The sequence below is a fragment of the Salipiger sp. genome, from assembly GCF_048261495.1.
Lineage (GTDB): Bacteria > Pseudomonadota > Alphaproteobacteria > Rhodobacterales > Rhodobacteraceae > Salipiger.
Window position 1 is genome coordinate 100,771 of record NZ_JBLXFX010000004.1, and the last position, 21,021, is coordinate 121,791.

The 21,021-nt window shown below is 68.4% G+C and carries 20 protein-coding genes; 6 read left to right on the forward strand and 14 right to left on the reverse strand.

The window, feature by feature from the left end:
• The first annotated feature begins 3 nt into the window (after nt 1-3).
• On the forward strand, nt 4-891 hold the full coding sequence (locus tag ACN0RJ_RS09685) for a DMT family transporter (protein ID WP_417719135.1): 888 nt from the start codon (nt 4-6) through the stop codon (nt 889-891).
• 17 nt (nt 892-908) lie between these two features.
• Here ACN0RJ_RS09685 and ACN0RJ_RS09690 read toward each other — a convergent pair whose 3' ends face one another.
• Nucleotides 909-2,240 (reverse strand): formimidoylglutamate deiminase, encoded by a 1,332-nt coding sequence (locus tag ACN0RJ_RS09690; RefSeq protein WP_417724125.1) that lies wholly within the window; start codon nt 2,238-2,240, stop codon nt 909-911.
• 90 nt (nt 2,241-2,330) lie between these two features.
• Here ACN0RJ_RS09690 and hutI point away from each other — a divergent pair, with 90 nt between their 5' ends.
• Genes hutI through ACN0RJ_RS09715 form a run of 5 tightly spaced genes read left to right on the forward strand, consistent with a single transcriptional unit; the run spans nt 2,331 to nt 8,056 of the window.
• Nucleotides 2,331-3,515 (forward strand): imidazolonepropionase, encoded by a 1,185-nt coding sequence (gene hutI / locus ACN0RJ_RS09695; protein WP_417724126.1) that lies wholly within the window; start codon nt 2,331-2,333, stop codon nt 3,513-3,515.
• A complete protein-coding gene (gene hutH / locus ACN0RJ_RS09700) occupies nt 3,512-5,032 on the forward strand; it encodes a histidine ammonia-lyase (protein ID WP_417724127.1) in 1,521 nt (506 codons plus the stop codon). Before hutI ends, hutH begins: the two co-directional genes overlap by 4 nt.
• A complete protein-coding gene (gene hutG, locus ACN0RJ_RS09705; protein ID WP_417724128.1) occupies nt 5,032-5,838 on the forward strand; it encodes an N-formylglutamate deformylase in 807 nt (268 codons plus the stop codon). The genes hutH and hutG overlap by 1 nt, the downstream gene beginning before the upstream one ends.
• A gap of 11 nt (nt 5,839-5,849) precedes the next feature.
• Nucleotides 5,850-7,532, forward strand: a complete 1,683-nt coding sequence (gene hutU / locus ACN0RJ_RS09710) for a urocanate hydratase (RefSeq protein WP_417724129.1) — start codon at nt 5,850-5,852, stop codon at nt 7,530-7,532.
• Nucleotides 7,532-8,056 carry a HutD family protein gene (locus tag ACN0RJ_RS09715; protein ID WP_417724130.1) on the forward strand — a complete coding sequence of 175 codons (525 nt, stop codon included), beginning with the start codon at nt 7,532-7,534 and terminating at the stop codon, nt 8,054-8,056. Before hutU ends, ACN0RJ_RS09715 begins: the two co-directional genes overlap by 1 nt.
• On the opposite strand, the gene ACN0RJ_RS09720 is transcribed toward ACN0RJ_RS09715, so the two are convergent.
• From ACN0RJ_RS09720 to ACN0RJ_RS09780, 13 genes are all read right to left on the reverse strand, one after another.
• Entirely contained in the window at nt 8,023-8,940 is a 918-nt protein-coding gene (locus ACN0RJ_RS09720) for a LysR family transcriptional regulator (RefSeq protein ID WP_417724131.1), read from the reverse strand. The genes ACN0RJ_RS09715 and ACN0RJ_RS09720 overlap by 34 nt on opposite strands.
• A gap of 4 nt (nt 8,941-8,944) precedes the next feature.
• On the reverse strand, nt 8,945-9,679 hold the full coding sequence (locus tag ACN0RJ_RS09725; protein ID WP_417719127.1) for a UTRA domain-containing protein: 735 nt from the start codon (nt 9,677-9,679) through the stop codon (nt 8,945-8,947).
• Nucleotides 9,680-9,685: 6 nt separating this feature from the next.
• Nucleotides 9,686-10,474 carry an amino acid ABC transporter ATP-binding protein gene (locus ACN0RJ_RS09730; RefSeq protein WP_417719126.1) on the reverse strand — a complete coding sequence of 263 codons (789 nt, stop codon included), beginning with the start codon at nt 10,472-10,474 and terminating at the stop codon, nt 9,686-9,688.
• 1 nt (nt 10,475) lies between these two features.
• On the reverse strand, nt 10,476-11,135 hold the full coding sequence (locus ACN0RJ_RS09735) for an amino acid ABC transporter permease (RefSeq protein ID WP_417719125.1): 660 nt from the start codon (nt 11,133-11,135) through the stop codon (nt 10,476-10,478).
• Nucleotides 11,132-11,776, reverse strand: coding sequence for an amino acid ABC transporter permease (locus tag ACN0RJ_RS09740; protein ID WP_417719124.1), 645 nt, complete (start codon nt 11,774-11,776; stop codon nt 11,132-11,134). Before ACN0RJ_RS09740 ends, ACN0RJ_RS09735 begins: the two co-directional genes overlap by 4 nt.
• Nucleotides 11,777-11,831: 55 nt before the next feature.
• Nucleotides 11,832-12,653, reverse strand: a complete 822-nt coding sequence (locus ACN0RJ_RS09745) for a transporter substrate-binding domain-containing protein (RefSeq protein ID WP_417719123.1) — start codon at nt 12,651-12,653, stop codon at nt 11,832-11,834.
• Nucleotides 12,654-12,899: 246 nt separating this feature from the next.
• The gene (locus ACN0RJ_RS09750; protein WP_417724132.1) at nt 12,900-14,264 is read right to left on the reverse strand and encodes an FAD-binding oxidoreductase; all 1,365 of its coding nucleotides are present in this window, start codon (nt 14,262-14,264) and stop codon (nt 12,900-12,902) included.
• Between the two features lie 75 nt (nt 14,265-14,339).
• On the reverse strand, nt 14,340-15,701 hold the full coding sequence (locus ACN0RJ_RS09755) for an LLM class flavin-dependent oxidoreductase (protein ID WP_417724133.1): 1,362 nt from the start codon (nt 15,699-15,701) through the stop codon (nt 14,340-14,342).
• 118 nt (nt 15,702-15,819) lie between these two features.
• Nucleotides 15,820-16,659, reverse strand: a complete 840-nt coding sequence (locus tag ACN0RJ_RS09760; protein WP_417724134.1) for a shikimate dehydrogenase family protein — start codon at nt 16,657-16,659, stop codon at nt 15,820-15,822.
• A complete protein-coding gene (locus ACN0RJ_RS09765) occupies nt 16,656-18,185 on the reverse strand; it encodes a tripartite tricarboxylate transporter permease (protein WP_417719119.1) in 1,530 nt (509 codons plus the stop codon). Before ACN0RJ_RS09765 ends, ACN0RJ_RS09760 begins: the two co-directional genes overlap by 4 nt.
• The gene (locus ACN0RJ_RS09770) at nt 18,185-18,760 is read right to left on the reverse strand and encodes a tripartite tricarboxylate transporter TctB family protein (protein ID WP_417719118.1); all 576 of its coding nucleotides are present in this window, start codon (nt 18,758-18,760) and stop codon (nt 18,185-18,187) included. Before ACN0RJ_RS09770 ends, ACN0RJ_RS09765 begins: the two co-directional genes overlap by 1 nt.
• Nucleotides 18,761-18,883: 123 nt before the next feature.
• Nucleotides 18,884-19,888, reverse strand: coding sequence for a Bug family tripartite tricarboxylate transporter substrate binding protein (locus ACN0RJ_RS09775; RefSeq protein WP_417719117.1), 1,005 nt, complete (start codon nt 19,886-19,888; stop codon nt 18,884-18,886).
• Between the two features lie 114 nt (nt 19,889-20,002).
• Nucleotides 20,003-20,929: a LysR family transcriptional regulator gene (locus ACN0RJ_RS09780; RefSeq protein ID WP_417719116.1), complete on the reverse strand. Its 927-nt coding sequence runs from the start codon at nt 20,927-20,929 to the stop codon at nt 20,003-20,005.
• Nucleotides 20,930-21,021 lie beyond the last annotated feature (92 nt).

The following is a 21,021-nucleotide window of genomic DNA, read 5'->3' on the forward strand; positions in this document are numbered from 1 at the left end:
CCATTGGAAACGTTACGCGCCATCGGCGTGATGGTGCTGTCGATGGCGTTGCTGGCCACCAGTGACGCCTTCATCAAGCTTGCCTCCCGTCACGCCCCGGTGGGCGAGATCATGCTGTTGCTGAGCGTCGGCGGCACCCTGCTGTTCATGCTGGTCTCGACCCTGCGCGGCGTGCCGCTGCGGTTGCGCGACGCGATCAGCCCCAAGGTGATGCTGCGCAACGCCTTCGAGATCGTCGGCGCCATCGGCATGCTCGTTGGCCTGTCCAAGATCCCCCTGTCGCTCATGGCGGCGATCCTGCAGGCGGCGCCGCTGGTGGTGACGCTGGGCGCGGCGATCTTCCTGCGCGAACCCGTGGGCTGGCGCCGCTGGGCGGCGATCGCCGTGGGCATGACGGGCATGCTGATGGTGGTGCGCCCGTTCGGCGCGGATTTCTCCGGCTGGGAGCTTTTCGCGGTCTTCGGGGTCATCGGCCTTGCCGCGCGCGACCTGGTGACACGGGTCATCCCCCCCGAAATGCCCGCTCTCGCGATCTCGACCTTCGGTTTCGCCAGCGTCATGCCGGTGGGCCTGCTGATGACGCTGCTGTCGGACGCGCCGGTTTCGACGCATCCGATGGTCTTCGTCTACATGGGCTGCGCCGTGGTGGTGACGACGGGCGGCTACCTCGCGGTGACGGCGGCGATGCGCATGGCGCCGGTCTCCTCCGTGGCGCCGTTCCGCTACACGCGGCTGGTCTTCACCACCGGCCTCGGCATGGCAGTGTTTTCCGAGCGGCCCGACGGCTGGACGCTGGCCGGGGCGGCGCTGATCCTCTCCGCCGGGCTCTATACCTTCCTGCGCGAGCGTCGCCTGGCGCGCAACGCCTCGCTCGCGGTGCTGGAACCCTAGGCGCGAGGCCGCCGCGTTCAGCCCGCGAGCACCCCGCGCACCACCCGGGCGAAGCGCGACCCGATGCCGTCGCGGGCAATGTGGCGCCCCTCGCGCACGAGGTGGCGGCCCCCGACCCAGACATCCGCGACCCGGATGTCCGGTCCGAACACCCAGCGGTCCAGCGTCTGCGCGCCATCGCTCCCGAGGTCGAGCGGATCGGCCAGCGCCACCAGATCCGCGGACGATCCCGCCTCGATCCGCGCGCCCGCCCCCAGCGCCTGCGCCGCGCCGTCCCGTGCCCGCCGGGCCATCTGCGTAGCGGTCGAGCCGGGCTCGGCCGCCATCACGTTGCGTTCGCGCCGGGTCAGGCGCTGCCCGTATTCGAGGATGCGCAACTCTTCGGCAAGGTCGATGCGGACATTGCTGTCGGTGCCGACACCGAACCGCCCGCCCTGCGCCAAAAAGTCCGGTGCCGGAAAGACTCCGTCGCCGAGATCGGCCTCGGTCACCGGGCAAAGGCCGACCACCGCGCCTGAGGCCGCGATCAGCGCCGCTTCGTCCGCGGTGAGATGGGTGGCATGGATCAGACACCAGTCCGGGCCGACCTCGGCGGTGTCGAACAGCCGCTCCACCGGGCGGCGGCCGCAGAAGGCGCGGCAATCCTCGACCTCCTTCACCTGCTCGGCCACGTGGATATGCACCTTGCGCCCCGGCAGCGCCTGCGCCAGCGCGGCAAGATCCGCCGCATCCGCCGCCCGCAGGGAATGCGGCGCGTAGCCGACCACGTCGCCGGGCCGGGCCATCGCATCGCACCGCGCGACCAGGTCGAGAAAGGCCTCGCGCCCGTGCAGAAAGCGGCGCTGCCCCTCGGTCGCCGCAACGGGGCCGAAGCCGCCGTGGGCGTAGAATACCGGCAGGTGGGTCAGCGCGATGCCGGTCTCGGCCGCGGCCGCGAAGATGCGCGACGACATCTCTGCCGGGTCGGCATAGGGGCGGCCGTCGCGGTCGTGATGCAGGTAGTGGAACTCGCCCACCCGGGTGTAGCCCGCCTCCAGCATCTCCACATAGGCCATTTCGGCAATCGCCTGCGCGCCGTCCGGATCGAGCTGCAGCGCAAAGCGGTACATCATCTCGCGCCAGGTCCAGAAGCTGTCGCGCCCCGGTCCGCGTGCCTCGGTCAGACCGGCAAAACCGCGCTGGAAGGCATGGCTGTGCAGGTTTCCGGTGCCGGGAATCAGCGTGTCCGTCCGGATGCCCGCGGGCGCCGCGCCGCGCTCGACCCGCGCGATCCGCCCGCCCTCGAGGGTCACGAGCACGTTCTCTGCCCAACCATCGGGCAACAGCGCCCGGTTTGCGTGAAGCTGCATGGCATCTCTCCCGAGACTTGCGATTTTTGGCTTTCGTGAGCCGCTGGCAATATGTATATACTTATTCGACTCCCGACGAAAGAGGCGACGATGCGAAAGCTCTGGACAAATGCGCAGGTGATCACCGGAGAAGCAGGTGTCTCCCCCGAGGCGCTGGACGTGCTGACCGGGGACGGGCGCATTCTAGCCGTCGGTCCCGCCCTCGACCGCGCGCGGGCCGAGATCGTCGATTGCGGCGGCGCGCTGATGACGCCGGGCCTGATCGACTGCCACACGCACATCGTCTTCGGCGGCGAACGGTCGCGGGAATTCGAGCTGCGGCTCGAAGGTGCGAGCTACGAGCAGATCGCGCGCGAAGGCGGCGGGATCGCCGCGACCATGGCGGCGACGCGAGCCCTGTCGGTCGACGATCTGGTGTCCGCCGCCCTGCCCCGGCTCGATCACCTGCTGGCCGAAGGTGTCTGCACGGTCGAGGTCAAATCGGGCTACGGGCTGGATATCGAGGCCGAGCTGAACATGCTGCGCGCCGCCCGCCGTCTGGCCGAATGCCGCCCGGTGCGCATCGTCACCACCTGGCTTGCCGCCCATGCACTGCCCCCCGCCTACAGGGACCGCGCCGAGGATTACATCCGCGAGGTTGCCATCGCCGGGCTCGACCTTGCCCGGGCCGAGGGGCTGGTCGATGCGGTCGATGCCTTCTGCGAGGGGATCGCCTTTTCGGTGGAGGAGCTTGAGCCCTTGTTCGCCCATGCAAAGGCGCTGGGAATTCCGGTCAAGCTTCATGCCGAACAGCTCACCCGTTCGGGCGGCACGCTGATGGCGGCGCGTCACGGCGCGCTGTCGGTCGATCACGTGGAATATGCGACGGCCGAGGATGCCGCCGCGATGGCGGCCTCCGGCACCGTGGCCGTGCTGCTGCCGGGGGCGTTCTACACCCTGCGCGAAACGCAGGTGCCGCCCATTTCGGCCTTTCGCGAAATGGGGGTTCCGATGGCCCTCGCCACTGATTGCAACCCCGGCACCTCGCCGGTGACCTCGCTGCTGCTGACGATGAACATGGGGGCGACCCTGTTCCGCCTCACCGTGCCGGAATGCCTCTCCGGGGTCACAGGCCATGCCGCGACCGCGCTGGGGCTGGGACAGGAGGCGGGGCGCATCGCGCCCGGTCTCTCTGCGGACTTCGCCCTGTGGAACGCGGGGAGCGCCGCGCTCCTCGTCAATCGGATCGGCTTCAACCCGTTGAAATGGCGCGTCTTCAAGGGAGAGATCGCATGATCACCCTCACCCCCGGCACGGTCACGCTGCGCGAGCTCGCGGCAATCTACTGGCAGGGGGACGCCGTACGGCTCGACCCTGCCGCGATGCCGGGCATCGAAGCCGCCTGCGCCCGCGTGGCCGAGGTCGCGGCCGGGACCGAACCGGTCTACGGCATCAATACGGGCTTCGGCAAACTCGCCTCCATCCGCATCGCGCCGGCCGATGTCGCCACGCTGCAGCGCAACCTGATCCTGTCCCATTGCTGCGGGGTCGGCGATCCGCTGCCACCGGAAATCGTGCGCCTCGTCATGGTGCTGAAACTGATGTCGCTCGGGCGCGGCGCCTCGGGCGTGCGGCCGGGCCTCGTGGCGCTGCTCGAGGCGATGCTGGACAAGGGCGTGCTGCCGGTGATCCCGGAAAAGGGCTCGGTCGGAGCCTCCGGCGACCTTGCCCCGCTCGCCCACATGGCCGCCACCATGATCGGAGAGGGCGAAGCGACCCTCGACGGTCGGCGCATGCCCTCCGCCGAGGCGCTGGAACGCGCCGGGCTGGCCCCCGTCGCGCTGATCGCGAAGGAGGGGCTGGCCCTCATCAACGGCACGCAGGTGTCGACCGCGCTGGCGCTGGCGGGACTGTTCCGCGCCGAGCGCGCCTTGCAGGCAAGCATCGTCACCGGCGCGCTGTCGACCGATGCGGCGATGGGCTCCACCGCGCCCTTTGCCGCCGAGATCCACGACCTGCGCGGCCATCGCGGTCAGATCGACGTCGCCGCCGCCCTGCGCGCCCTGCTCGACGGATCGCAGATCCGCGACAGCCACCGCGAGGGCGACGAGCGTGTACAGGACCCCTATTGCATCCGCTGCCATCCGCAGGTCGGCGGCGCCTGCCTCGACCTGCTGCGCCAGACCGCGCGCACGCTCGAAATCGAGGCCAATGCCGCAACCGACAACCCGCTGGTGTTGTCGGACGGCTCCATCGTCTCGGGCGGGAATTTCCACGCCGAACCCGTGGCCTTTGCCGCCGACCAGATCGCCCTCGCCGTGGCCGAGATCGGCGCCATCGCGCAGCGGCGCATTGCATTGCTTGTGGATCCGGCGCTGAACTTCGGCCTGCCGGCGTTCCTGTCGCCCAAGCCGGGGCTGAATTCCGGCCTGATGATCGCGGAGGTCACGACGGCCGCCTTGATGAGCGAAAACAAGCAGATGGCACATCCCGCCTCGGTCGACAGCACCCCGACCTCGGCCAACCAGGAAGACCACGTGAGCATGGCCTGTCACGGCGCGCGCCGCCTGCTTCCGATGACGCAGAACCTGTTCTGGATCATCGGGGTCGAGGCGATGACCGGCGCGCAAGGCATCGCGCTGCGCGCGCCGCTTGCCACCTCGCCCGCCTTGCGGGGGGTTATTTCGGCCTTTCGCGAAATGGTGCCGGAGCTTGGCCCCGACCGCTATCTCGCCCCCGACATGGCCGCCGCGGGCGAGGCCGTCGCCACCGGCGCGCTCACCCGTTCGCTATCCCTGCCGGAGGTTTCCTGATGCATCCCGTCACCGTCGCCCGCGGCGACAGCCCGCTGGTTCTGGCCTTCCCGCACACCGGAACCTGGCTTCCCGAAGACATCCGCGCCCGCCTGGCCCCGGAAGGGCTGCTGCTGCGCGACACCGACTGGCACATTGATGCGCTTTACCGCGACCTCGTGCCCGGGGTGACGACGGTACGGGCCAATTTCCACCGCTATGTGATCGACGCCAACCGCGACCCCTCGGGCGCCTCGCTCTATCCCGGCCAGACCACCACCGGGCTGATCCCGCTCACCACCTTTGACAACGCGCCGATCTGGACCGAAGGACAGGAGCCGACCGAGGCCGACACCGCCGCCCGTCTGGCCGCGTGGCACCGCCCCTATCACGCCGCGCTCGAGGCCGAGATGGAGCGCGTCCGGGCCATCCACGGGGTTGCGATCCTGTATGATTGCCACTCGATCCGCTCGGTCATCCCGTGGCTGTTCGACGGCACCCTGCCCGATTTCAACATCGGCACCAATGGCGGCACCACCTGCGCCCCCGCCGTCGAGGCCGCCGTCCTCGATCGCTGCGCCGCTTCGGGTCGGACCCATGTGCTGAACGGCCGCTTCAAGGGCGGTTGGACGACGCGCCACTACGGTCGGCCCGGCGACAACATCCACGCCATCCAGATGGAGCTGGCGCAATCCAGCCACCTCGCCCGCGAGGAGCCGGATTTCGCGCTCGACCCCGACCGCGCAGAGGCCCTGCGCGCCACCCTCGAACCCATTCTCCAAGACCTGATCGACGTCGCCCGCACGCTCGCCCGATCGCTCGCCTGAAAGGATCCGCCATGACCAATCCCCGCCACAACCTGCGCGATGTCTTCCCGCCCACCGGGACCGAGCTGAATGCCAAGAGCTGGCAGACCGAGGCGGCTCTGCGGATGCTGATGAACAACCTGCACCCCGACGTGGCCGAGAACCCGCACGAGCTGGTGGTCTATGGCGGCATCGGGCGGGCGGCACGGACCTGGGACGATTTCGACACCATCGTCGAAAGCCTCAAGGATCTGGAGGCGGACGAGACGCTGATCGTCCAGTCAGGCAAGCCCATCGCCATCATCCGCACCCACACGGATGCACCCCGCGTGCTGATCGCGAACTCCAACCTCGTGCCGGAGTGGGCGACCTGGGAGCATTTCAACGAGCTCGATAAGAAGGGCCTGATGATGTACGGCCAGATGACCGCCGGGTCCTGGATCTACATCGGCGCGCAGGGCATCGTGCAGGGCACCTACGAGACCTTCGCAGAGGCCGGTCGCCAGCACTATGACGGCGATCTCACCGGCAAGTGGATCCTTACCGGCGGGCTTGGCGGCATGGGGGGCGCGCAGCCGCTGGCCGCGGTCATGGCCGGGGCCTGCTGCCTTGCGGTCGAATGTGACGAGACCCGCGCCGATTTCCGCATCCGCACGCGCTATTGCGATGAAAAGACCCACGATCTTGACGAGGCGCTTGCCCTGATCGACCGCTGGACCAAGGCCGGAGAGGCGAAATCCGTCGCCCTCATCGGCAATGCGGCCGAGGTCTTTCCCGAACTACTGAAGCGGATGCAGAACGGTGGCCCCCGCCCCGATATCGTGACCGACCAGACCTCTGCCCATGACCCCTATCGCGGCTATCTTCCTGCCGGCTGGAGCGTGGCCGAGTGGCGCGAAAAGCAGGAGAGCGCCCCGAGGGAGGTCGAAGCCGCCGCCCGCGCCTCGATGAAGGCGCATGTGGAGGCGATGGTGGGCTTCTGGAACGCCGGGGTGCCGACGCTGGATTACGGCAACAACATCCGCCAGGTCGCCAAGGACGAGGGGCTGGAGACTGCCTTTGCCTTCCCCGGTTTCGTGCCCGCCTATATCCGCCCGCTGTTCTGCAAGGGGATCGGGCCGTTCCGCTGGGCCGCGCTGTCCGGCGATCCCGAGGATATCTACAAGACCGATCAGGCGATGAAGGAGCTGTTCCCCGAGAACGAGCATCTGCACCGCTGGCTCGACATGGCCCGGGAGCGGATCGCCTTTCAGGGGCTTCCGGCGCGGATCTGCTGGATCGGCCTTGGCGACCGGCATCGCGCCGGCCTCAAGTTCAACGAAATGGTGGCCTCGGGCGAATTGAAGGCCCCGGTGGTGATCGGGCGGGATCACCTGGATTCCGGCTCCGTCGCCTCGCCCAACCGCGAAACCGAAGCGATGCGCGACGGCTCGGACGCCGTGTCCGACTGGCCGCTGCTCAACGCGCTGGTCAACACCGCCTCGGGCGCGACCTGGGTGTCGATTCACCACGGCGGCGGTGTCGGCATGGGCTTTTCCCAGCACGCCGGGGTGGTGATCTGCGCCGACGGCACGCCCGAAGCGGCCAAACGGCTTGAGCGGGTGCTGTGGAACGATCCGGCCTCCGGCGTCTGGCGGCATGCGGATGCGGGCTATCCCGAGGCCATCGAGTGCGCCCGCGCCAACGGGTTGCGCCTGCCGCGCATCCTCGGCTGATGCGGATCTGGCGGGCCTCCGACCGGGTCTTCCAGCCCTGGAAGAACGGCGGAGGCGAGACGGCCACCGTGCTCGGTGCCCCCGAGGGCGCCGGGCCGGACGGGTTCGACTGGCGCATCAGCACGGCCATCATCGCGCGCTCCGGGCCGTTTTCGCCCTTTCCGGGCTGCACGCGCCTGTTCACCGTGATCGCCGGAGCGCCGGTGACGCTGCACCTGTCGGACGGCCGCTGCGAACGGCGCGGGCCGGGCGACGGCGCGCTGCGGTTTTCCGGCGACCTCGGCTGCGACTGCCATCACGACGGGGCACCGACGCTGGCGCTGAACCTCATGACGCGCGCGCCGTTCCGGGCCGAGATCGGCCCCGGCCCGCTTCCGGGGGCAGCGCGACGGTTCCTCTTTGCCTGCGCCCCGATCCCGTCGCTGGGCCTTGCCGCGCATGACATGGCCGAAACCGATGCCGTCGCGGAGGGCGCGCTTTCGGTCGCGCTCTACCGCGCGCCCGATTCCAGCGCCGAGGCCTGAGCGCGGCCGCGCGCGATCAGCCAGTCCCGCAAGCGCCCGCCGCCGGGCTTTTCCAGCGCGGCGCGGGACCAGCGCAGGGAATAGGGTTCGCTGAGCGGCAGGCGCAGGTCGAAGGGGATCACCAACCGGCCGGTCAGGAGTTCCTCCTGCATCATGGCCACCTGCCCCAGCACAACGCCCTGCCCCGCGACCGCCGCGTCGATCGCCGAGGAGGTCAGTGCAAAGCGCATCGCCGGGGACGGCTCCGGGACCGGAACGCCGTGAAGCGCCGCCCAGGGCTCCCAGCCCGGCGGGGTGAAACGGTCGTAGCGAGCGCCCCATTCGATGCGCAGCACGGGCCGCGCGAAGAGGTCGGCAGGCGCGGCAAGGCCCGCGGCCAGCGCGGGGGCGCAGGCGGGCACGGCGCGGTCGGTGAACAGCTCCGCCCCCGGCCCGTCGGACGGCGGCGCGCCGAAGCCCATGTGGAAATCGACCGCGCCGAAATCCGGTTCCCCGTCCTCTGCAACGAGGCGCACCGGCACCTCCGGGTAGTCGCGCGCCCAGTCGTACAGCGCCCGCCCCAGCCATTTCGCCGCGACGGTCGGCAGACCCGCGACCACCAGCGGCGCCCCGCCGAGGGCCGCGCGCAGCGGTCGCTCCGCCTGTGCCAGCCGCTCGAAGGCGGCGCTCAGTTCCGCATGATACAGCGCGCCCCAGCGGGTCAGTTCCAGCCCCCGGCCCCGGCGTTCCAGCAGCGTCACGCCCAGATGCGCCTCGAGCCGCCGCACCTGCTGGCTGACCGCGCCGGGGGTCACGCCCAGTTCCTGCGCCGCGCCCTGCACCGAGCCGAGCCGCGCCACCGCGTCGAAACTCTCCATGGCGCGCAGGTGCGGCAGACGGGCCATCGCGTCAGCTTTGCGACGGGGTGAAGCGCGCCTTCAGCCGGTGCATCCGGCCGGGATAGGAAAACCGCGCCACCGTCACCGGCTCGCCGTTCTTCCAGGTGCGCCGGGTCATGGTCAGCAGCGGCTCGCCCTCGGACAGCCCCAGCCGCGCGGCGGTGCCGGGATCGGCGGCGACGGCGCCGATCTCGTTCTCGGCCTCGGACCAGGGCACATGCGCCAGCAGCCAGACGCCCGGCGCCTTGTCGCGGAACGCCTCGTCCCGCGCCTCGGGCACCGCGTCGAGAAAGATCAGGCGCTGTTCCAGGCAGAACGGCGCGCCGTCGTTGGTGTGCAGGCAGGTGACGTCGAGCACCGCCACCCCCGGCACCGGCACGGGTTCCAGGTCCTCGACCGGCTCCATCGTCCGGCGGCGGCGGCCGAGGATCTCGTGGCGATACCAGCCTCCGACGGCCAGCACCTCTTCCTTGACGTCGTGGATCTCCAGAACCGCGTTCTGCGAGCGCTGCGGCAGCACCACCGACCCGGCGCGGCGGCGCCGCAGCACGAGCCCCGCCTGCGCGAGCTGGGTCATCACCTTGTTCACGGTCATGCGCGAACAGCCATAGGTTTCCGCCAGTTCCAGTTCCGACGGCACGCGATGGCCCGGCGGCCAGTCCCCCGACAGGATGCGGGTTTCCAGATCCGTCAGGATCGTCTCGTGAAGCGAGCGTGTCGCCTCTGTGCTGTCCTCCCCGCTCATGCCCGGTTACTTCAGCATGGCGGCGCCGCGGTCAAGATAGGTGTCGAGAAACTGTTCGAGACGCGGCTCGCGCGGGGCGGCAAAGACCTTTTCCGGCGTGTCGTGGAACAGCAGCCGTCCGTGATCCAGAAAGGCGACCCGATTGCCGACCGAGGCGGCGAACCCGATCTCGTGCGTCACCACGACCATGGTCATGCCCTCGTCCGCCAGCGCCCGCATGACGTTCAGCACCTCGCCGGTCAGTTCCGGGTCGAGCGCCGATGTCGGCTCGTCGAAAAGCATGATGGTCGGGTCCAGCGCCAGAGCCCGGGCGATGGCGACGCGCTGCTGCTGGCCGCCCGAGAGCTGGCTGGGGTAGTGATGCGCGCGCTCTTCGAGCCCGACCTTGCGCAACTGGACCATGGCGCGTTCCTCGGCCGCCGCCTTGGCCATGCCGCGCACCCGGCGCAGCGCGGCGGAGACATTGCCGAGCGCGGTCATGTGGGGCCACAGGTTGAACTGCTGGAACACCATGCCGATCCGCGAACGCGTCCGGCGCAGGTCGGCCGGGGTCTGGCGCTTGCGCCCGCCCGGCCCGTCGACGAAGCCGAGCGGTTCGCCCTCGATCAGGATGGTGCCGCTGGTCGCCTCCTCGAGAAAGGCCATGCAGCGCAGAAGGGTCGATTTCCCCGACCCGGAGGGGCCGATCAGGCAGGTGACCTCGCCCTTTGGCACCTCCAGCGAGATGTCGCGCAACACGACCGTGTCGCCGAACTGCTTGGAGACGTGTTGCACGCGGATGGCGGGATCGGTCATGTCAGGCACTCAATTTCGAGAGTTTGCGTTCGGCGATGCGGCCCAGCCAGTTCGACAGCTCCACCAGCCCCCAGTAGACCAGCGCGAGGATCACCAGGGATTCCACGAAGGCATATTGCTGGGAGCCGATGGCGCTCACCGTCATGGTCATCTCGGGCACGGTGATGAGCGACAGCAGCGCGGTTTCCTTGAGCAGGATCACCGCCATGTTGATCGAGGGCGGCAGCACAAGCAGCGCCATCTCGGGCAGCAGCACGTGGAGGATGATCTGCTGGCGGCTGAAGCCGACGCATTCGGCGGCCTCGACGTGGCCGACGGGCACGGATTGATACCCCGCGCGGAAGATCTCGGCATAATAGGCGGCGCCGTAGATCGAGATGCCGAGCAGGCCGGCGGTGATCGGGTCGAGCCGCAGGCCGATGTAGGGCCCGCCGAAATAGAGCAGGAAGATCTGGACGAGGAAGGGCGTGCCGCGCAGCACCTCGATCGGCACCTGCAGCAGCAGGTCGACCGGGCGGCCGCCGAAGCGGCGCGCGGTGGCGATCAGGAACCCCAGCACGGCCGAGGCGAGCGTGCCCGCGACCCAGATCAGGATGGTGACGCCCAGCCCCATCAGGATCTGCGGGGCCTTGGCGAGGATGACGGCGAAATCGAAACTCATCGGGCGGGCAGTCCCGGCAGCGCCGCTTCGGCGCGCCGCCCGACGAAGGCCACCACGAGATTGATCGCGAGGTAGATCACCCCGGCGGAGGCGAAGATCGGCAGCGGCTGGTAGGTCGAGGCCGAGAGATTCTGCGCCATCTTGGTCAGCTCGATCAGCCCCACGACCGAGACCAGCGAGGACGCCTTGAGGATCAGGATCGCCTCGTTCACCAGCGCCGGAAAGGTCATGCGCAGCGCGATGGGGGTGCGGATCCAGATGAAGGTCTGGGTTCGGGAAAAGCCCGCCATCTCGGCGCTTTCGACCAGACCGGGGGGCACGCCCTCGAAACCGCCGCGCAGGTTCTCGGCCTGGTAGGCGGCGGTGCAGAGCGACAGCCCGATGATCGCCGTGGCGAGGCTCGGCAGGGTGATGCCGATGGCCGGCAGCAGGTTGAAGATCAGCAGCAGTTGCACCAGCAGCGGCACGCCCCGGAAGAACGAGATGAACACCCCCGCCCCGCCGAACAGCCAGCGGTTGCCCGACATCCGCATTCCGGACAGGACGATGGCGCAGCCGAGGCCCACGAGGATCGAGATGGTGCTGACGAAGATCGTCATCAGCGAGGCTTCGAGCAGCAGAGAGAACAGCTTCCAGGTCATGCGGTCGCCCGTCGGGGGAAGCGGCGCGGGTCATCCCCCGCGCCGTCCGGTGTCGTCAGATGTTGGGTTCGGTGATGTAGTCGGGCATGTCGAAGGTGGTGCCGAACCACTTTTCCTGCAGCGCCGCCATGCGGCCGTCGGCCTTCATCGCCAGCAGGATCTCGTCGATCCGGTCCATCAGCGAGGCGTATTCCGGCTCGATCCGGCCGGGGAAGCCGAAATAGGTCGGCGTGCCGAAGGCGGGCTTCACCACCTTGAAGGTGTCGGGGCGCTGGGAGGCCACGAAGGCGATGTTGGGCAGCGAGTTGGCCACCGCCTCGATCCGGCCGGCGGCGAGGTCGGCATAGCTTTCGTTGAACGAGACGTATTCGCGATACTCGGTCGGCGCCGGGTCGAGCGTCGCGCCGTAGGCCTGAAGCTGGGCAAGCTGCGCGGTGCCGGTGCCGGAGCCGACGGGCTTGCCCGCGATCTCTTCGGGCGCGGCGATGTCGCTGTTGGCGCCGACCAGCAGGGCAACCGTCGCCTCGGCGATGGGCGAGGAGAAGCGGTAGCGTTCCATCCGCGCCTTGGTGATGGTGGCGGGACCGGCGACCACGTCGAAGCGGCCCGCTTCGAGACCGGGCAGAACGCCGGTCCAGTCGAGCGTGATCCATTCGATCTCGACGCCCATCTCCTTGCCGATCTCGGCATAGATCTCGGTGTTCAGGCCGGTGTGGGTGCCCGCGTCGATGTAGTCGAACGGGGCAAAGGCGGTCTCGGTGCCGACCTTCAGCACGCCTGCGGCCATCACGTCCTCGAGGGCATCGGCAAGGGCGGTCTGGCTGGACCCGAGGGTCACGGCCGCCCCGGCGAGGGCGGCAAGAAAATGCTTGCGCATGGACAATCTCCCTGTGCGGCCCGTTGAGGGCCCGTTTGTGGTCTTGCGATCGTGGACGCGTTCGGTGGTCCACGATTCTAATTGTGTATACAAATGATCCCGCGGGCAAGAGTCAGTGCCGTTGCGGAGCGAGGTCGCAGAATTCTGCACGATCCGGCGGCAAGGCGGATCCGCTGCACAAGAATTATGCAGCCGGGGTGCCGTGTCGGGGCGATCCTGCGCTTCGCGCGTGCGGGTGGCGGCGCCCTAGAGGTCGAAGATCTTGCCGGGGTTGAGGATGTTGCCGGGATCGACGGCCCGCTTCAGCCGCCTCATCAGCCCCAGCGCCGGGCCGTGCTGCGCCTCCATGAAGACCTTCTTGCCGAGGCCGACCCCGTGTTCGCCGGTGGCGGTGCCGCCATGGGCCAGCGCCATGTCGACAAGCCGGTGGTTGAGGCGGCGCACCCTGTCCTGCTCGTCGGCGTCATCCGGGTCGAACAGCATGACAAGGTGGAAATTGCCGTCCCCGACGTGGCCGTGCAGCGGGGCGACCACCCCTTCGGCGGCGATCTCGGCCTGGATGGCGGCGATGATCGCGGGCAGTTCGGTGACCGGGACACAGACGTCGGTCGACAGGCTCTTGCAGCCCGGCCGCAGCCCGCGCGCGGCATGCAGCGCCGAGTGCCGCAGCGCCCAGAGCGCGGTGTAGTCCTCGGCCGTCGCGCAGGGCACGGCATCGGCCCCGTGCGCCGCCGCGAGATCGCCGAAGGTGTCGAGGTCGCCCGCCACCTGCGCCGCGCTTCCGGCGAGATCGACCATCAGCGTCGCGGTTTCGGGATGCGCGGTGCCGTTCCAGGCGTTGATCGCCCGCATCTGCAGCGCGTCCAGCAGTTCGATCCGGTTCAGGCAGAGCCCGCATTGCAGCGCCTCGATCACCGTTTCGGTGGCTCCGGCAATATCGGGAAAGCTGTACAGACCCGCCGTCGCCATTTCGGGAATACCCGAAAGACGCAGCGTCAGCTCGGTGATGATGCCGAGCGTGCCCTCGGCCCCGACGAACAGCCCGGTCAGGTCGTACCCGGCGGAGGACTTGCGCGCCCTGCCCCCGGTTTCGATGATCTCGCCATCCGGCAGCACCACGGTCAGCCCGATGACCCGGTCCCGCATCGTGCCGTGGCGCACCGTCATCGTCCCCGAGGCCCGGGTCGAGGCAAGCCCCCCCATCGTGGCATGGGCGCCGATGTCGACCGGCAGGAACAGGCCGCTGTCGCGCAGATCCGCGTTGAGCTGCTGCCGCGTGACGCCGCATTCCACCGTGCAATCCATGTCGCCCGCCGAAACCCGCAGGATGCGGTTCATCCGCGACAGGTCGATGCAGAGCCCGCCCCGCACCGCCTGGATCTGCCCTTCGAGCGAGGAGCCGTGGCCGAAGGCGATCACCGGGAAGCCCCGGGCGTTGCAGATCGCGAGCGCCTCGGACACCTCCTGCGTGGTGTCGGCGAACAGCACCGCATCCGGCGGCGCGGCGGGATGCCAGCTGTCGCCCGCGCCGTGCTGCGCGCGCTGGGTCGCGCCGGTGTCGAGGCGGTCGCCGAACCGGCTGCGGAGCGCGTCGAGCGCGGGATGGGTCATCGGGCTACCTTCCTTGCGGGGCACGAGATCCTTTTAACGCCCTTTGCGCCGCTCACAACCGGGGCGCGGGGCGCCTCATTCCGCCGCCTCGGCCTCGCGCGCCGCGGCGTGGCGGTTGACCGGAAAGGCCAGCCCCAGGTTCTCGCGCAGCGTCGTCCCTTCGTATTCCTCGCGGAACAGGCCGCGGCGGCGCAGTTCCGGCACCACCAGCCGGGTGAAATCCTCGAGGCTCGACGGCAGGGTCGGACACATCAGGATGAAGCCGTCGGCGGCCTCGGCCTCGAACCATTCCTGCATGTAATCCGCGACCTCCATGTAGGACCCGGTCAGCCCGTTGCCGGTATGGGCTCGGGCGTAGTGCGTGATGAGCTCGCGCAGGGTGTGGCCCTGTTCGACGAATTCGCGCACCCCCTCGAACATCGCGACCGACCCCTTGGCGCGGGCGGGCATGCGCTCCATCGGGAACGGCGCGTCGAGGTCGGCGCCGTGCAGATCGGTTTCCAGGAACTCCTGCAGCATCAGCAGCCCGACCTCGGGGTGCATCACGTCGACCATCTCCTGCGCGCGGGCCTCGGCCTCGGCGCGGGTTTCCCCGACGTTGATGACGATGCCCGGCATGATCTTGAGATCCGAAGGATTGCGGCCGTACTTGGCCATACGCGCTTTCACGTCGGCATAGAAGGCCTTGTTCTTGTTGATGTCCGAAGCGAGAGAGAACACCACTTCGGCGGTGCGCGCCGCCAGTTCCCTGCCGCGTTCCGACCCGCCGGCCTGCGCGATCACCGGCCGCCCCTGCGGTGTGCGCGCGATGTTGAGCGGCCCGCGCACGCGGAAATGCGGTCCGACGTGGTTCAGCGTGTGCAGCTTGTCCTTGTCGTGGTAGAGCCCCGCCTCGCGGTCGAGCAGCAGCGCGTCGTCCTCCCAGGAATCCCAGAGGCCGAACACCACGTCGAGGAACTCCTCGCCCCGCGCGTAGCGGTCGGCATGGGGGTCGAGCCCCTCGCGGTTGAAGTTGTAGCCGGTTTCGTCGTGATCCGAAGTGACCACGTTCCAGCACATCCGCCCGCCCGAGATGTGATCCGCCGAGGCATAGAGCCGCGCGATGTTGAACGGTTCGTAGTAGGAGGTCGAGGCGGTGGCGACGAAGCCCAGCCGCTCGGTCACCATCGACAGCGCGGTGATGGCGGTGATCGGCTCGAACCGGTTCATCTTGGTGGGCTGGCGGGCCAGGGCCTCGGGGTGGCCGACCGCGGCGGCGGGGCTGTCGGCGAAGAACATGAAGTCGAGCTTGGCCGCTTCCGAGATCTTCGCCACCTTCGCGAGATGCGCGATGTCGTTGGCGCCGTTCACGTCCGAGCCGGGATGCAGCCAGGCGGCGGGATGAAAGCCGAAGGTATAGACGAAGGTTCCGAGCTTGAGCTTGTCGTCGCGGGCCATGTGGCTCTCCCTGTGCTGCGCTGCGGTGCAGTTTGCCCGCGATGCAGCCAGGCGGGAACATCAGGCGGGCTGCGTTCTGATTCAGCCAGGCTGAATCGTCGCGCCGCCCGCGCCGGTGTCAGACCACCTCGTCCGAGCTCAGCAGCGCCTCGCGAAGCTGCCCCTCGTCGAGCGGGGTGCCCGAGAAATGCTTCCAGGCATGCACGCCCTGCCAGTAGAACAGCTCCCAGCCGGAGATGACGGCGAGGCCCGCCGCCGCGGCATCCTTGAGGAACTGCGTGTCCGCCGGGGTATAGACCGCGTCGAAGACCCATTGCGCCCCGTGCATGGCCCCGGCGGCAAGCGGCGTGCCCTCGTAGCCGACCATACCGACCGGCGTGCAGTTGATGAGCCCGTGGGCGCCCTCGGCCGCCGCTTCGGCATCGTCCATCACGACGACGCGCGCGGTGCCGGCGGCGCGCAGTTCCTCGGCCAGCGCCTCGGCCTTGGCGCGGTCACGGTCGACCAGCCGCAGTTCCGACGCGCCGAGCCCGAGCAGCCCGAAGGCCACCGCCCGCCCGACCCCACCGGTGCCGATCATCAGCACCGTGCCCGGCGCGGTGTCGCCGCGCACCCCGCGATAGGCCGCCATGAAGCCGGAGTGGTCGGTGTTGTGACCCTTGGGGCCGTCGGCCTCGAAGATCACCGTGTTGATGGCGCCGATGGCGCGGACCAGCGGGTCGGTGACGGTCAGCTTGGGGAACACCTTTTCCTTGTAGGGATAGGTGATGTTGATCCCCCGGTATCCGCCCTCGGCACAGCCGGCGAAGACGGTGTCGAAATCCGAGGCCAGCGCGGGCGGCACGAGGCGGTCGTAGCTGACCGCGATGCCGTTCTGCCGCCCCGCAAGGGTGTGCAGCAGAGGGGAGCGCGAGCGCGCGATGTTGTCCCCGATCAGCCCCAGTTTCAGTGTGCTCATTTGCCTGCCTCGTTGGTGACGCCGTCCGGATCGGACGCGCGGCGGTGAAAGATCCTGCCCCAGAGCGGCGTCTGGGACGCGAAGATCAGGATCACGGCCACGAAGAGCACCAGCGACAGCGGCGAGGTCACGATGCCCCAGAAGAACCGGCCGAGGTCCTCGCGTTCCGAGATGATCGCCCGGCGCCAGTTGTCGTCCAGCAGCCGCGACAGGATCACGCCCAGGATCACCGGCCCCAGCGGGTAGCCGTAGTGGCGCAGGAAGTAGCCGAAGACACCGAAACCGAGCATCCAGTAGACATCCGAGATCGAGTTGTTGACCGCGTAGGCGCCGACGATGGACAGCAACATGATGAGCGGGATCAGCACGGCGCGCGGCATTTCGACGATCTTGGTGAAGAGCTTGATGCCCGTCAGGCCGAAGATCAGCATGAAGAAGTTCGCCATGACCAGAGCGCCGACGATGAACCAGAACATGTCCGGCTGGTCGATCATCAGCATCGGACCGGGGTTCAGGCCGTGGATGAACAGCGCGCCGATCATGATGGCGGTCACCGCGTCACCCGGAATGCCGAGCGTCATCATCGGGATGAAGGCCCCGCCCACGGCGGCGTTGTTCGCCGTCTCGGGGGCGACGAGACCCTCCATCGCGCCCTGACCGAAGGGCCGCGAGGGCTTTTTGGTCACGCGCTTGGCGTGGTCGTAGGCCATGAGCGCCGCGATGTCCCCGCCGGTGCCCGGCAGCGCGCCGATGATGACCCCGATGGTCGAGGTCTGCAGCGACAGCGGCAGGTACTTCTTGACGGTGCCGAAGGAGGGCACGATGCGGCTGATCTTCTGCTTGATGGCGGGGGTATCGACGTGGTGGAGCTGTTGCAGCGCCTCGGAGACGCCGAACATGCCGATCATCACCGCGATGAAGCTGATCCCCGACTGCATGAAGTTCAGATCGAAGGTGAAGCGTTCGGTGAAGGTCAGCGGGTCGCGGCCGACCGCGCCGATGGCGATGCCGAGCGCCCCGGCGAAGATGCCCTTGACCAGGCTCCCGGTGGAGAGCGAGCCGACCAGCAGGATGCCGAGCACCGCCAGCAGCATGTAGTCGCGCGGCTGGAACCCCAGCGCGAAATCCGACACGAAGGGCGCGGCGAGCGCCAGCACCAGGATGCCGATGAGACCGCCGAAGAAGGACATGACCGTGGTCACGCCGATCGCCTGCCCGGCCTCGCCGCGCTGCGCCATCGGGTAGCCGTCGAGCGCCGTGGCGATGGCCGAGGGCGCGCCGGGGATGTTGAGCAGGATCGCCGTGCGCGAGCCGCCGTAGACCCCGCCCATGTAGATCCCAACCATCAGCGAGATCGCCGGATAGACGTCCCAGGAGAAGGTGAAGGAGATCAGGATCGACACCGCCATTGTGACCGAGAGACCCGGAATGGCGCCGATGTAGACCCCGGCAAAGGTTCCCACGCCGACGAGAAGCAGCAGCTCGGGCTGGGTGATGACCGTCAGGAAGGCAAGTACCGCATCCATCACGAGGCCCCCCCGGAGAACAGGTTGCGGAACATCTGGATGACTTCGGCCTCGGGCACGATGCCCGCGGGCATCAGCACCGAAAAGACGATGCGGAAGACCAGCCAGATGATGAAGAGCGCGCCGACCGAGACGGTGAGCGTGAAGGCCCAGCTGCGCCGGGACAGCATCTTGATGGTGATGACGAGGAACAGCGCCGAGGTCGGCAGGAAGCCGAGCGGCTTCAGCAGCAGGCCGTAGCCCACCAGCAGCACGGCAAAGATCACCACGACCCAGGGCAGGATGTCCCGCGCCAGGGTTTCGCCCGACACGCGGGGCAGCGGCAGGGTGCGCAGGACGATGACGGCGGCCGAGATCACCAGCACCGCCGCCGTCGCCATCGGCACCGAGCCGGGCGCGGACAGCGCCTCGAACCCGGAAATCCCGTAGGCTTCCTTCAGCAGGTAGAGGCTGCCCAGCAGCATGAGAATGGCAAAACCCAGCTCTCCGGGACGCCGCTTGTGGTCGTAACCGCCGGGCGTGGCATCGGAGGTGCCGTCGTGATGGTCGCTGTCGCCGCGAAACTCGGGGTCCATGACGCGCTCCTTGTGTCTGTGAGGGGGTGCGTTCCGCTCACCGGGAACGCCGGGGGCCGCGCATCATCGCGCGGCGCCACAGGGTCGGGCAGCGCCGTTACGGCGCCGCCCGGAAGGGTCGGATCACTTGCCCGGACGGGCGATGCCGAAGTCTTCGGGAGAGTTCTTGGTCAGACCCGCGTCCTGAAGCAGCCAGGAGGTGTTCTGCTGCCACGTGGTCAGGAACTCCTGCGCCTCGTCGCCGCTGATCGCCATCATGGTGAAGCCGCGGTCGTCCATCAGCTTGATGAAGTCCTCGTTCATCGCACCCTTGGAATAGGCCTCCGAGAGCTTGGCGACGACATCGTCCGGCGTGCCGTTCTTGACGAAGACGCCGAAGAACGGGCCCCAGGGCAGGAAGTCGTTGTAGCCCTCGTTGAAGGCGGTGACGATGGGTGCCTCGGGCAGCTTGTCGTTGGTTTCCACGTCGAAGATCGCCAGCGGCTTCATCTTGCCGGCGCGCACGCCTTCGATGGCGGCCCCCAGAACGGCGGGCATCACGTCGATGGCGCCACCCTGAAGCGCGGTAAGCGCGGGGCCGTCGCCGTCATAGGGCACGGAGATCACGTCGAGCGTGCCCTCGACGGTGTTCATCATGCCGGTGATCACAGACGGCAGGCCGCCGGGGCCGGTCGCGCCGAGGCGCAGTTCGCCGGGGTTGGCCTTGATGTAGTCCATCATGCCGGCATAGTCGTCGAAGGGCGCATCGGCGCGGGCGACGAGGATCGGCGTGCCGCGGGCGAGGATGCTGATCGGGGTGAATTCCGAGTAATCCTTGTCTCCGAGGCCCATCACCTTGTAGAGCAGCGGGTTTTCGGCACCCATGAGAAGGGTGTAGCCGTCGGCATCCGCATCGGCCACGTAGTTGAGCGCGATGGCGCCCACCGCGCCGGTCATGTTCTGCAGAACGACCGTGCCGCCCAGGACCTCTTCGGCATGGGGCGTGACCGAGCGCATCACCGTGTCGGTGGAGCCGCCGGCCCCCCACTGGATGATGCCCTGAATTTCCTTGGTCGGGTAATCCTGCGCCAGAGCGCCGGTTGCACCGAGAACGAGCGCGGAAGCCGCGCCCAGAATGAAGCGTTTCATGGTAGTCCTCCCTGGATCTCCTGCGGCAGGGCATGACCCTACCGTCCTCGGGCAGCATGCATCGTGACACCACGTAACGTCAAATACCAAGAATGCGCCCGCATTAACCTGAAGTTAATCACGCTCCAGTTGACCTGTCCAGTGAAGCCTCGCGCCGGCCAACTCCTTGCGGAACTGCTGGATCGCGTAATCGGCAAAGGTCGACAGCACCCGGCCCTTTTTCGTCGCCACGTAGATTCGCAGCGGGATCTGTTCCTTCAGCGGACGGCGCACGACGCCGGGCATGTAGACCTCGGCAACCGAGAATTCGTCGATCAGCGCCACCCCCAGCCCGTGCCGCACGAGGCTCACCACCGTCTGCGCAAAGCGGCCCCGAATGGTCTGGCGCATCTCCAGCCCGGCCTCGCGGAAAGGCTGGGCCAGAATGGCGCCGTAGGGATCGGCGGGATCGACGCCGATGAAATCCTCGTTGGCAAGATCGTGGACCGAGACCACCTCCCGTTCCTCCAGCGGATGCCCCTCGGGCAGGATCGCCACGAGGCGCCCCTCGGCCAGCAGGTCGTTGTCGACCCCGGGATTGCGCACGGCCGAGGACATGATGACGAATTCGCCGCGTTCCAGCAGGACGTAGTCGATGGTCTCCTCGATCTTGAGGATGTTGAGGTCGATGAACAGGTCCGGGTAGCGCTTGCGCACGGTTCGGATGGCCCGCGTCGCGATGAACTGCGCCACCGACGGCGCGGAGGCGAAGGCAAGCCGCACGTCCTCGCCCTTGTGCAGCGATTCCAGCGCGTTCTGCAGGTTCTCGACGCCCTTGTAGACCTCGCGCACCTGGTCGAAGACCGCGCCCGCCTCGATCGCCGGGACGAACAGCCCGGCGCGCCGTTCGAAGAGCCGCATCCCGAGCGACTCCTCGGTATGCTTGATGAGACGGCTGATGCCGGGGGCCGAGACGCCCAGATGCTCGGCCGCGCCGCTGATCGTGCCGCGCAGCATCACCGCCCGGATGACCTCGATCTGGCGCAGGGTGATTTCGCGCATGGCCCCTCCTTGTTCCGGACCTTTAACATGATGTTACGCGCACGGCAAAACATGTCATTGACGTTACATCAGCCGGGGATCAGGTTTTCGCC